General features: G+C 41.3%; 12 protein-coding genes and 1 tRNA gene. 11 read left to right on the top strand and 2 right to left on the bottom strand.

Annotated features, from left to right (window positions below; all coding sequences use genetic code 11):
• The first annotated feature begins 31 nt into the window (after positions 1–31).
• The 6 genes from flgA to H571_RS15545 all read left to right on the top strand — a co-directional run bounded on the left by flgA (position 32) and on the right by H571_RS15545 (position 4,111).
• The gene (flgA, locus tag H571_RS0108140) at positions 32–736 is read left to right on the top strand and encodes a flagellar basal body P-ring formation chaperone FlgA (protein ID WP_027848865.1); all 705 of its coding nucleotides are present in this window, start codon (positions 32–34) and stop codon (positions 734–736) included.
• 108 nt (positions 737–844) lie between these two features.
• A complete protein-coding gene (gene flgM / locus H571_RS14700) occupies positions 845–1,135 on the top strand; it encodes a flagellar biosynthesis anti-sigma factor FlgM (RefSeq protein ID WP_036217945.1) in 291 nt (96 codons plus the stop codon).
• 131 nt (positions 1,136–1,266) lie between these two features.
• Positions 1,267–1,758, top strand: coding sequence for a flagella synthesis protein FlgN (locus H571_RS0108130; protein ID WP_027848864.1), 492 nt, complete (start codon positions 1,267–1,269; stop codon positions 1,756–1,758).
• Between the two features lie 2 nt (positions 1,759–1,760).
• The gene (locus H571_RS0108125) at positions 1,761–2,492 is read left to right on the top strand and encodes a flagellar brake protein (RefSeq protein WP_027848863.1); all 732 of its coding nucleotides are present in this window, start codon (positions 1,761–1,763) and stop codon (positions 2,490–2,492) included.
• A 69-nt stretch (positions 2,493–2,561) separates the two neighbouring features.
• Positions 2,562–2,638: transfer RNA gene (locus H571_RS0108120), tRNA-Arg, on the top strand.
• A gap of 117 nt (positions 2,639–2,755) precedes the next feature.
• Positions 2,756–4,111 carry a lipase family alpha/beta hydrolase gene (locus H571_RS15545; protein WP_027848862.1) on the top strand — a complete coding sequence of 452 codons (1,356 nt, stop codon included), beginning with the start codon at positions 2,756–2,758 and terminating at the stop codon, positions 4,109–4,111.
• Positions 4,112–4,216: 105 nt separating this feature from the next.
• Here the strand turns inward: H571_RS15545 and H571_RS0108110 are convergent, their stop codons facing one another.
• Both H571_RS0108110 and H571_RS0108105 read right to left on the bottom strand, forming a co-directional pair.
• Entirely contained in the window at positions 4,217–5,245 is a 1,029-nt protein-coding gene (locus H571_RS0108110) for a methionine synthase (protein ID WP_027848861.1), read from the bottom strand.
• A 42-nt stretch (positions 5,246–5,287) separates the two neighbouring features.
• Complete coding sequence (locus H571_RS0108105) at positions 5,288–6,271, bottom strand: DUF1852 domain-containing protein (protein ID WP_027848860.1); 984 nt, start codon at positions 6,269–6,271, stop codon at positions 5,288–5,290.
• A 299-nt stretch (positions 6,272–6,570) separates the two neighbouring features.
• On the opposite strand from H571_RS0108105, the gene H571_RS15540 reads away from it, so the two are divergent.
• The 5 genes from H571_RS15540 to H571_RS0108080 all read left to right on the top strand — a co-directional run bounded on the left by H571_RS15540 (position 6,571) and on the right by H571_RS0108080 (position 12,301).
• Positions 6,571–8,457, top strand: a complete 1,887-nt coding sequence (locus tag H571_RS15540) for a sensor domain-containing diguanylate cyclase (protein WP_051168238.1) — start codon at positions 6,571–6,573, stop codon at positions 8,455–8,457.
• 70 nt (positions 8,458–8,527) lie between these two features.
• Positions 8,528–9,115: a TetR/AcrR family transcriptional regulator gene (locus H571_RS0108095; RefSeq protein WP_027848859.1), complete on the top strand. Its 588-nt coding sequence runs from the start codon at positions 8,528–8,530 to the stop codon at positions 9,113–9,115.
• A gap of 65 nt (positions 9,116–9,180) precedes the next feature.
• Positions 9,181–10,338 carry an iron-containing alcohol dehydrogenase gene (locus H571_RS0108090; protein WP_027848858.1) on the top strand — a complete coding sequence of 386 codons (1,158 nt, stop codon included), beginning with the start codon at positions 9,181–9,183 and terminating at the stop codon, positions 10,336–10,338.
• 10 nt (positions 10,339–10,348) lie between these two features.
• Positions 10,349–11,383, top strand: a complete 1,035-nt coding sequence (locus tag H571_RS0108085; protein WP_027848857.1) for an NADP-dependent oxidoreductase — start codon at positions 10,349–10,351, stop codon at positions 11,381–11,383.
• Between the two features lie 171 nt (positions 11,384–11,554).
• Positions 11,555–12,301 (top strand): IclR family transcriptional regulator, encoded by a 747-nt coding sequence (locus H571_RS0108080; RefSeq protein ID WP_036217943.1) that lies wholly within the window; start codon positions 11,555–11,557, stop codon positions 12,299–12,301.
• Positions 12,302–12,309: the final 8 nt, after the last annotated feature.

The raw sequence follows: 12,309 nt of genomic DNA, 5'->3' as shown, positions 1-12,309 counted from the left end.
ATTTCTAAAATTCCTTGTAGAGTTCTGTGTTATGTCTGTTAAGTGTCGATCTAAGTTAGCTTTATTCTTTTTATTATTTGTGGCTAGTGGCCTAGTTTACGCTCAGGCGTTTCAAAATATCGCAGAGCTACAGGTTGCAGCTAATCGTTGGCTAGATCAACAGCTAAGTCAAGAAGAAGGCCGCTACGAAGTAAGCTTCTCTAATCTAGACCCACGTTTACGCCTAGCGGCCTGTGAAAGCCCTCTAATGGTTGAAGTGCATGGCAATGATGATTTGCGTGGACGTGTTAATTTAAAAGTCACTTGCTTAGATCAAGACTGGTTTGTTTATCTAGGCGCAAACATAGCTCGATTTGTAACCGTTGTTGTGGCAAAAAATGACTTACCCCGTAAAGCAAAACTTCATGCCTCCATGTTGAATTTAACTGAAATGGATGTTTCTAGGGTTAGGGGTGACTACTTCACTGGCTTTAACGAAGTTGAAGGTTATCAGCTAAGAAATCGTTTAAGGGCAGGTGATGTTCTAAGTAGCAAAAACCTTTTAGCAACAGATGCTGTAAACCGTGGTGAACAAATTACTATAGTGGCAACCAATGGTGTGCTAAGTGTTCGCATGGGTGGTGAAGCGTTAGATAGCGGAAAACTAGGCGATCAAATAAGAGTACGCAATCTGCAATCAGGTAGAGTCATTCGTGCTTTGGTTGTTGGGCGTGGTAAAGTAGAGGTTCGTTACTAACTTGTTCGATTATTTTTAAAAATAACACTAAAGTTTTCACCTAACAGGCCGAAAACCCTTGTAAGAGCAATAAAGAGTCATTTGATCTAACAAAACGGGTATCCAGTTATGGCTATTGATATTAATGGTGTTGGCAGCAACCTTACCCCTAGGGTTAGAGGTTCCGACCAGTCTGCAGCCAAGGGTTCCAGTGTAAAAACTGAAGTCGCAGTTAATACCTCAGCAGCTGATCGAGTTGAATTAAGTGCCCAAGCACAACAACTCTATAAAAATGCTGATCAAGGTTCTTTTGACTCCGAGCGGGTTGAAGCACTGAAAATGCAGATTGCTGATGGAAGCTATCAGGTAGATTACACTAAGCTAGCTGGCAAGCTAATGGGTATTGAATCCAAGCTTTAAAGTTGCTAAGTGCCCAATGCAGCTAGACCCATACAAAACAAAGAGCCTGCCGTGTTACAACTCGGTGGGCTCTTTTGTATTGTTGAGCGATTCGTTAAACTGCTAAAAGTTAAACAGCTGCGGAGTTACATGTGTCCCAATCAAGTATTCAGACCTTTAAAGAACTACTTATACAAGCCATAGGTAACTTTCAGTTGCTAGGTAAACTGCTAGAAGAAGAAATGACGCTTCTTCAGCAACCTGGCCCTACACCTGAAGCTTTAGAAGCTATAACGCAGCGTAAAAATGAGCAGCTTGAAAAAATTCAAGCCGATGTCGATCAGCGAAAAGCATTTTTAGAAGCACAGGGCTTAACGGCAGATATGGAAGGCATTGAAGCTTTTCTAACTGGATTGCCAGACACTACAGAAAAAGCAATGCGTCAAGGCTGGAATCAGCTAGTCACCAAACTAGAACAGGTGCAGCAAGCAAATAAAGTTAATGGCCAGCTAATTAACCGCGCTACACAACACTTTGATACCCTATTAAATGCTTTTAAAGCCTCCCAAAACAAGGTTAAAGTTTATAACCCTGCAGGTGGCCCCGGCAATATCAGTATTCCTAGAACCTTAGGCAAGGCTTAATTATGACAAATGATGCAGAACATATTATTACCCGTCCTGCAGAAATAGCGAGTGTTCTTAGTTCATTACAAAGGCAAAGATCACCAGTAAGTATTAGCTTTAGAGGGGTTGATCAAAAATTTCTAAGCCTAATTCTAGCAGTAGACAGAGACGCCCAAGTTTTCTACTTAGATGAGCTTAATCCGCCGAGTGGACACAAACGTGTTCTAGCTAACGAGTTTTTTTCAGTTCGTGGTAGTGAACAAGGCATCACCGTTTTTTTTACCAAATGCCAAGCTATTAAAGTATTAGATGAAGAAGACGGTGCTGTTTACCGTGTACCTTTTCCAACACAGTTAATTCATAACCAAAAACGTGATGCCTTCAGAGCTCACGTAATGTTAAGCAACAAAGTACCGGTTAGCCTTCTGTCTTTAACGCGAACAGAACCAATGCAGCCGCTAAAAGCTACTTTAAAAGATATTTCCAGTACCGGGTGCAAGCTAGAGTTCGATAGCCTTATTGAACCGCCTTTTAAAGAGTTAGAAATTTTTGAAGAAATGACAATCAACCTAAAAGCGTTTGAAAAAAAGCTAACCCTAAAGGTTGAAGCGCGTCATGCTGTTTATGATGAACACAGAAAACGCACCACCTGTGGCTTTCGTTTCTACGACCCCAAACCCAGCGTACAAGCAGAAATAGACCGCTTTGTTATTTTCTTGCAGAGGGAAGCTAGGCGAGTTGATTTAAGATAAACAATTAGGCAGTTTTTTTCTGGAGAAAAGCGCTTAAATTATTGTATAATTTTGCTCGGTTTTTATTCACCGCCCTTAGCTCATCTGGATAGAGCGCGCCCCTCCTAAGGGCGAGGTAGCAAGTTCGAGTCTTGCAGGGCGGGCCACAAAACCCTTACCTATTATGGGTTTAAAAGTATTTCTGCTTATAATTACTCCGTGTTCACTTCATTCCAATTAAACGCAATAACCGAGTGCTAAACACTAGAAGTGAGGAAGGTCAGATGAATAAAAAACCGACCCAAATTCTTGGGCAGCTAAGTAACCTTGCCAGTATTTTTTTGCTTAGTATCACTTTGGCATCTTGTAGCAGTATTAGTAATCTAGTAAGCCTACACAATAACCTAGTTGAAATGGAGCAAACCTTAAGTGTTGTTGCTGGTCGTGTAATTGACCCTACAGATAAAACACTTCAAAGCAATATTATTGTAGTGCTTCTAAAGGGTGAAGCGAGTTTAACCAGTGAAGAAAACCTACTAAGTTACAAGGTTCTTCGTAATGAAGATGAGCCCTTTGTCTTTGTGAGAGAAGAGTCAGATACAGGGCTGATCGCATTCAAAGATGTGAATGGCGACTTTCGTTACCAACCAGATGAACCTATTCATGTAATGGAAACGCCCCCCATTCTTAGCCCTAATAGCCTTGATGAAAGTCAGTGGCGTATGAACACCTTGATCCTTTCTAATAACAGTGCTGCTGCTTCAAAAGTATCCATAGATGTAACAAGTGAAACAGTTAAATCTAAACTTAAATACTTACAAAATGTTGGCAGAGTTACAGATTTTTCTAACCCTAACTTTTCAACTAGCACTGTTGAAATGGGGCTTTGGTCGCCTTTAGCCTTTGCCAAGCAGGTTGGTTATGGTTTTTACCTGCTAGAGCCGTGGCAGGAAGATAAGGACGTACTATTATTAATTCATGGTATCAATGATTCCCCACGAAGTTTTCGTGACCTCCTTCCACAATTAAATCTGTCTCAGTACCAGCCCGTACTTTTTCATTACCCTTCAGGGTTAGATTTAGAAACCTCTGCCACGGTGCTGTCCGAGATAATGTCAGAGTTTCATTTGCGTATGCCTAATAAAAAAGTAAAGGTCGTTGCGCATAGTATGGGTGGGTTGATTGCCAGACGTTATGTGCAGCTACAGCAAGATCTAGGTGTAGAAAGTGAAACCCTAGAGCACCTACTTACCATTTCTACGCCTTGGGGTGGACACAAGGCAGCAAAAATGGGGGTGAAAAGATCGCCAGTGGTTGCTCCTGTATGGCGAGATATGGTTCCTAGTAGTGATTTTATAAGTGGGCTTCATAATCGCCCCTTACCAGCAGGTTTACAGTTCAGCCTGCTTTTTAGTTACAGTGGCCATAAAGTGCTACAGGCGGATGCCGGAGATGGAACGGTAACGCTTGAAAGCCAACTAGATTATCGTGCCCAAGATGTAGCAGATCATCTACATGGGCTGAATGAAGGGCATGTGTCTATTCTTTCAAGTGAACGTACTGCTGCCTATATTAATCAGTACCTCTTGAGTAAAGGTGTTTCACCTTACTCTCGCTACATTTGTTGTACGCTAGATTAACTATTATTAAATGGTTTTGGGTGGCTCAACTAGCTTTCTATTTAACAAGGGATGCAGCTGTTTTTAGTAGGAACAGCTGCATCTATACTACTAGTTGTTAAAAATTCAAGTTGCTAGCTCTTTCCGAATAATTTCAGCGCCAGCACTTAAGGCTTTTAGCTTACCCTTGGCAACGTCACGCGCTAAAGGTGCCATGCCACAGTTGGTTGAAGGGTAGAGTTTATCAGCATCAACAAATTGCAGTGCTTTGCGTAGTGTGTCGGCAACTTCTTCTGGCGTTTCAATAGTATTGGTTGCTACATCTATAGCACCAATCATGACTTTTTTACCACGAATTAATTCAATTAAATCAATGGGTACATGGGAGTTTTGGCATTCTAGCGAGATAATATCTAGGCTAGATTTTTGTAGTTTAGGAAAAACTTCTTCGTACTGGCGCCATTCAGAACCCAAGGTTTTCTTCCAGTCAGTATTGGCTTTAATGCCGTAGCCATAGCAAATATGCACGGCGGTTTCACACTTCAAGCCTTCTACGGCTCTTTCTAATGCGGCAATGCCCCAATCATTCACTTCATCAAAAAACACGTTAAATGAAGGCTCATCAAACTGAATAATGTCCACGCCTGCGGCTTCTAGCTCTTTGGCTTCTTGGTTAAGTATCGTGGCAAATTCCCAAGCTAGTTTTTCACGGCTTTTATAATGCGCATCGTAAAGCGTATCAACCATAGTCATAGGGCCAGGCAGCGCCCATTTTATGGGCTGCTTGGTGTGCTGGCGTAAAAACTTAGCATCTTCAACAAATACCGCTTTAGGCCGACTGACCGCACCCACTACCGTTGGCACACTGGCATCGTAACGGTCACGAATTTTAACCGTTTCGCGTTTTTCAAAATCAACGCCATCTAGGTGTTCTATAAAGGTGGTTACAAAATGCTGACGGGTTTGCTCACCATCACTAACTATATTGATGCCTGCTTGCTGCTGCTCTTGCAACCACACTAATAAAGCATCTTGTTTGCCTTCAATTAATGCTTTGCCCTCTAATCGCCAAGCCGACCAAATAGTTTCAGGCTCTGCCAACCAAGAAGGTTTAGGTAAGCTGCCTGCTGTAGAAGTCGGTAGTAAAATGCTCATGGTTATTTCCTTAGTAAATGGTTGTAAGTTATAAAGTTAAATTTAGGCAGCGTAGTTAGCAGACCATTGCTCAAGTAGCGTTTGGTAGGGCTTAATAAAATGCTCTTCAGTAAATTTGCCCTGCTCAATCGCTAGCTTGCTACGTTCTTCTCGGTCATAAATTATGTGGGTTGATGAATAGTCTAAGTTGGTTAAATTGGGCTGATAGCTTTTACCTGCTGTAGCATTAGCGTTATAAATTTCTGGGCGATAAATCTTTTGAAAAGATTCCATAGTGCTAATGGTGCTGATGAGTTCAAGGTTAGTGTAGTCATTCAGCAGGTCACCAAAAAAGTAGAAGGCCAGGGGTGCTGTGCTGTTAGGCGGCATAAAATAGCGCACATCTAAACCCATTTTTTTGAAATAGGCTTCAGTTAAAGAAGTTTCATTAGGCAGGTACTCCACACCCAATACTGGATGCAAATTATTCGTTCTATGGTAAGTTTTATTATCTGAAACGCTAAGGCAAATGACTGGCAGCTTAGTAAAATTTTCTTGGTAAGCACTTGAATTTATGAAGCTTTTGAAAAGCTTACCATGTAAATCACCAAAATCATTTGGCACACTGAACTGTGGCTTACCTTTATTATGGTCTAGCAATAAAACGCTAAAATCATAATCACGTACATAAGAAGAAAAGTTATTGCCAACTAAGCCTTCTGTACGTTGGTTGGTTAGGTGGTCAACTATGGTGGTTTTGAGTACCTCAATGGCTGGAAAACTATTTTCCTTACCTTGATTGGCAATTTTCATCTCAACAGTAATAATTTCTAACTCAACAGAATAACGATCAGCTGTAGGGTTATCCCAATGGGCTAGGGCATTAAAGCGGTTGTTAATCATGGCTAGCGTATTACGCAAGTTTTGTTGGCGACTCTCACCTCTGGCTAGGTTAGCGAAGTTGGTTGTTGCACGTGTAGTGTTTGCTGGCTGATAGTTTTCATCAAAATCAATGCTATTAACAGTAAATACAAAATTGTTAGTCATGGTCTTCTGGTATCCAATAAGTGTTAATTGCTGGGAGCTAAGAATGGATACATTTATACGTGGATATTAACATGAATAAAAGTGATGTTATTTCAGCGATTCATTGAAAACTATTCATGCTTTGGTTTGCTGTTCTATCAAACAGCTAGTCTTTTGGTTGTTTCACTTAGGTTGGTTACCTATTTAGCTGTTAGTATTACTGCAGTGCAGTAAATGCTATTTAAAGGCTATAATGCAGGCTGTTAACTAGTTTTGTGGTTGGAATTTACTCTTAATGTTGATGGAAGAAGAATAACAAGATGAAAAATCATTCACCTGCATTTTTTCGGCATTTTGTGTCCGAGTGGATGGTTTTTTCTACCATCTCGGTTTTTATTGCTTTGTTGTTAGCTTATCACCAATATTCAACACACCAAGCAACCCTTCTTCAAGAAAAAGGGCAGCTAATTCGCTCTGCTGCGGCATCGGAATATGTTATTGGTCAACAATTAGAAAGAATCAGTACGACCCTCGATAAAATTCGTTCAATGCTGGCACCTGACTGGGAAGAAAAAGCTGGAAGCAACAAACTGCTTGGTGAAAGGTTAGAGTTACTTAGCTCCGCTATGCCGAGCATTCAAGTTATTTCCATAGCAAATAAAAAAGGCAAGACTGTAGCCTCAAGCAAGCCTCAAGTGGTTGGTAAATCTTTTACCTACCGTAATTATTTTCATGTGCCTAAAAGCACACCGCAAGAAGAACTACTTTTTGTTAGCCCTCCTTTTGAGGGCATCTACGGTGATTGGTTGATTGCTTTTTCTAAGGCCATTTTAGACGAACAAGGCAATTTTTCTGGTGTGGTTTATATTCTTCTTAATGCTGAAGAGTATAAGGAATCTCTCAGTAGTTTAAGACCTACCGAAGAGACTTGGGCGGCATTAGTGCATGGTGATGGGCTAGTCTTTGCGTGGGAACCAGAGGTGGTAGCTACACAGGGTCAAAACTTAGCTAGGCCGGGCAGTCTTTTTACGCAACACCGTGAAAGCGGTCGAGAAGCATCATTCTTTTCAGAGACTGTTCTTGCCAATAATGAGCAATCCTTTATTGCTGTTCGTACTATTTCCCCTCCAAATCTATACATGAACAAACCTTTGATACTAGGTGTTGCACGTAATACAGCAAAGCTTAACCAAGCCTTGTACCTTAATATAATTTATATTGCGGTTATTTATTTGTTTCTTAACCTTGCTACAGGCTTAGCGCTTTATCTATCTCAACGCGCCCGCCAAAAATCTGCACTTAAAGTAGAAAGTATAGAGGCTAGGGCAAAAAACCTAAGTGAACAGCTAACCCACTTTTTTGAGCTGACACCCAGCCTTATGGCTATAACGGATAAAGAAGGTGTTTGCCAAAGACTTAACCCAGCTTGGGAAAAAGAGTTAGGTTACACCTTAGAAGACTTTGAAGGGGTTAGCCTAGTTGAGTATGCTCACCCTGAAGACAAAGAACGCTTTATATCCTCCATACGAAGCTTGCAAGATGGCAGCTATGATCAAACACTTATGCTCAGGTTTCGTAATAAGAGTGGCGACTACCAGTATTTAGAAGTATTTTTGGCTATACAAGATGAGTCTTACTTCTTTGCAGCGCTTGACGTTACTTTGCGTGAAACAGAAAAAGAACGCCTTGAAGTCTTAGCCTATTACGACCGCCTTACAGGTTTGCCTAACAGATCCTTATTCTTTGATCGGTTACAGCAGGTAGTTGCTCGTAGTCTGCGTGAAAAAACTAAAGCGGCACTGCTTTTTATAGACTTAGATGGTTTTAAAGCAGTCAACGATACCCTAGGGCATGATGCGGGTGATACGGTTCTAAAGGTTGTATCTGCTAGGTTAAAAGGTTTAGTGCGTAAAACAGACACGGTTGCTCGGTTGGGTGGTGATGAATTTGTCATTATTTTATCTCAAGTAAATACAGAGCAAGATGCCTTGAGTGTGGCTCAAAAAATTCTAGAAGTTGTTGGGCAGACAATACCGCTTGAATCTGGAAAAAGCGGTCAAGTTGGTGCGAGTATCGGTATTAGTTTCTGCCCAACTGATGGCGTTACTATTGATGACTTGCTCATGGCTTCAGATAGAGCCATGTATCAGAGTAAGAAAAAAGGAAAAAATACCTTTACTCTTGCAAGTGAAAACCATCTCAGGTAGCTGATAAGCAATTCTGATATTGTTGTTCCACATCTAGACGACTGGTCTAGTAGTCTGTATATTAGCACCTATGGAAGATCAAAAAGCTACTCGCACACACATTCTGACCGTTGGTCGTCGCTTAACTGCTCAAAAAGGTTACACAGGCGTTGGCCTTAGTGAACTATTAAAAGTAGCTAGTGTACCCAAAGGGTCTTTTTATCATTACTTCGCCTCTAAAGAAGCCTACGGCTGCGCCTTATTAGAAGACTTTATTACAGAATATAAAGGTCGGCTAGCTAACTCGCTTCAGCATCTAAAAATGAATGCTAGGTCAAGATTTCTCGCTTATTTTACAGATTGGCATAGAAAACAAGTAAGCCCTAACCCTGAAGATCGCTGCCTAGTAGTGCGTTTATCAGCAGAGGTTGCTGACTTGTCGCCAGCGATGAGCAGTATTTTGCATCAAGGGGTAGAGAGCATTCTTGCTTACTTGGCTAACACTTTAAAAGAAGGTGTTGCAGAAGGCACGATTGCCCAGCTAGATGACCCAGTTGCCTTGGCTGAAACAATTTATCACCTCTGGCTTGGCGCAAGTCTTGTTGCTAGCCTTTCACATAATGATGCATCCCTAAACGCAGCCATGCGTGCTACCGAAGCACTGGTTCCACGGCCGTAATTTTTTTGCCCAAAAACTAGACGACCGGTCTAGTAATATCTAGTTTAACGAAAGGAAACAGATTTATGAATAATTTTAACTTTCAAAACCCTACCCGCATTATATTTGGTAAAGGCACTATAGCTGACTTAAAACAACAGGTAGCTGCAGATGCTAAGGTTTTAATTCTTTATGGTGGTGGTAGTGCAGAGCGCACAGGTGTGTTGGGTCAGGTTCGTGATGCCTTGGCTGATTATAGTCTTGTTGAGTTTGGTGGTATTGAACCCAACCCTCGCTATGCCACAGCAATGAAAGCAGTGGAAGTAATTAAAGAAAACAACATTGATTTTCTTTTAGCTGTAGGTGGTGGGTCAGTGATAGATGCCACAAAATTTATAGCAGCGGCAGCAAAATACGAAGGTGATGCTTGGGATATTCTAACCAGCGGTGGAAAAGTTATTAGCCAAGCGCTTCCCTTCGGTTCGGTACTAACCTTGCCTGCCACTGGTTCAGAAATGAATGCGGGTGGTGTTATTACGAATGCTGAAAAAGGGGCCAAACTTCCCTTTGGTAGTCCGCTTTGTTACCCACTTTTTTCCGTGTTAGACCCAGAAGTAACCTACACCCTGCCGCCTCGCCAGCTAGCCAATGGTGTTGCTGATGCATTTGTTCATATTATTGAGCAATACCTTACCTACCCATCGGCTGCTTATGTTCAAGATGGTTTTGCTGAAAGCCTGCTTCGCACATTAATTGAACTGGGTCCTAAAGCGCTTGAAACACCTAAAGATTACGATATTCGTGCCAACTTAATGTGGACAGCAACCTTGGCGCTGAATGGTCTTATTGGTGCGGGTGTACCTCATGATTGGGCAAGCCATATGATTGGACATGAAATAACTGCATTAAATGATACCGATCATGCGCGTACTTTAGCAGTGGTTTTGCCTGCTTTAATGAATGACCAACGTGAACCTAAGCGTGAAAAATTGCTGCAATATGCCAGCAATGTTTGGGGTATTACCGAAGGTACTGAAGAAGCACGTATTGATGCTGTGATAGAAGCAACGCGTAACTTCTTTGAGCAACTGGGCATCAAAACACGTTTAGGAGACTATGGTATTGCTGCGGCGGAAATTGAAATTATTGTTGCAGCATTAGAAGCGCATGGCATGACTGCTCTGGGCGAACATCAAGCCATTACACCTACCGATGCCCGCCGTATTCTTGAAGCCGCTTTATAGGAGAAGCAACATGACACAAAATACCTTAGTTAATCGCAGACTTGTTTTAGCAGAACGCCCACAGGGTGAACCAACCCAAGAAACGTTGCAACTAAATGAAACGGCTATTCCTTCTGCGGGCGATCAACAAATGTTGCTGCGTACTGAATACCTATCACTTGATCCTTACATGCGGGGTCGAATGAGTGATGCGCCTTCTTATGCTGAACCAGTACAACTTGGTGAAGTAATGATTGGTGCTACGGTTGCGCAGGTGGTTAGTTCTAACCTTAAAAACTTTGCTGTGGGCGATTGGATGCTTAGCTTTAACGGCTGGCAAGATTATGCGCTGTCCGATGGTAGCGGTGTGACTAATTTAGGTAGCAAACCTGCACATCCATCTTGGGCGTTAGGCATTTTAGGTATGCCAGGGTTTACTGCTTGGGCTGGGCTTACTCAAATTGGTAAACCTAAAGCGGGTGAAACACTGGTTGTTGCAGCTGCTACAGGCCCAGTTGGTGCTACGGTTGGTCAAATTGGCAAGCTTTTGGGTTGCCGTGTCGTGGGTGTTGCCGGTGGCGAAGAAAAGTGCCGTTATGCTGTTGAAGAGCTAGGCTTTGATGCTTGCCTAGACCATAAAGCGGCTGATTTTGCAGAACAACTTGCCCAAGCAACGCCAGCGGGAATCGATATTTATTACGAAAATGTGGGCGGTAAAGTGCTGGATGCTGTTTTGCCACTACTTAATGCCAATGCGCGTGTTCCTGTTTGTGGTTTGGTATCCCAGTACAATGCCACCCAGTTACCAGAAGGCCCCGACAGAATGAACTGGTTGATGGGGCTAATTCTGTGTAAAAAAATTACTATGCAGGGTTTTATTATTTTTGATGATTTTGGCCACCTCTATCCAGAATTTGCTAAAGAAATGACCCAGTGGATTGAAAAAGGCGAAATTAAGTACCGTGAAGAAATAATCTCTGGCTTAGAAAAAGCACCAGAAGCCTTTATTGGCCTTCTTAAAGGTGAAAACTTTGGCAAACGCGTGATTCATGTGGCAGCAGGTTAAATACTCAAGTTTTTGATACGCCTTAGTTGATAACAAAAAGGTACAGAGCTAACAAGCCCTGTACCTTTTTTTAACTAATGGCATTTTTATAGCAATGTCTAACAAGCTGCTTTAATTGGAATATGTGATAAAATACTTAGCAATTAAACTCATTATTTGAATGCTGAAACCATGAAAGTCAAAACAAAAAGTCAAACAATTGATCGTGCCTTCTTAATACTAGATGAGCTAGTCGAAGGCGAAAAAGATATAACAACGCTAGCTAAAAACTGTGATCTAACCTACAGCACTGCTTATCGTATAATTAACTTCCTTTATGAAAAAAACTATTTAAAGAAAAGCGATGATAAAAAGTTTAAGTTAGGTTCTAAACTTATTCAATTAGGTTTTAGTGCCTATGAAAGCACTAATTTAGTTAAATCTGCACGAGCTTACCTAGAAGCCTTATGTGAAAAAACACAAGACACAGTTCATTTGGCAGTTAAAGAGTCACGTGAGGTGGTTTATTTAGATAAAATTACTGGTAAAAGGTCTGTTAATATTAGTTCAATTATTGGAGGTAGGAAAAAATTACACAATACAGGTGTTGGTAAAGCTTTATTGTTATTAAAAAATCAACAGGAGTTAGTTGAAATCTTTAGGTCAGAAGGTGGTGACCTTAAGCTTGAGAAAACCTTTATAGATGGAATGAGAGAATATGCTAAACAAGGTTATGCTTTAGACTTGGGTGAAGATAGCTCTAATATTCGTTGTGTAGCAGCGCCAATATTTTCTAAAAAAGATTATATTATTGCTGCAATCAGTGTTTCTAGTGCTGTTGAATATATGAGTGACAAGCGTTTACTTGAACTTGTTGAAACTGTAAAGCAAACGGCAAAAGATATAAGTTTTGAGGTTTATGGCTACAGCCAAAACTAATTAGGGCT

Origin of the sequence: Marinospirillum minutulum DSM 6287 (assembly GCF_000422325.1) — a bacterium.
Classification (GTDB): Bacteria; Pseudomonadota; Gammaproteobacteria; order Pseudomonadales; family Halomonadaceae; genus Marinospirillum; species Marinospirillum minutulum.
Note: the sequence above shows the minus strand (reverse complement) of the source record. Positions and strands in the feature narration are given on the sequence as shown.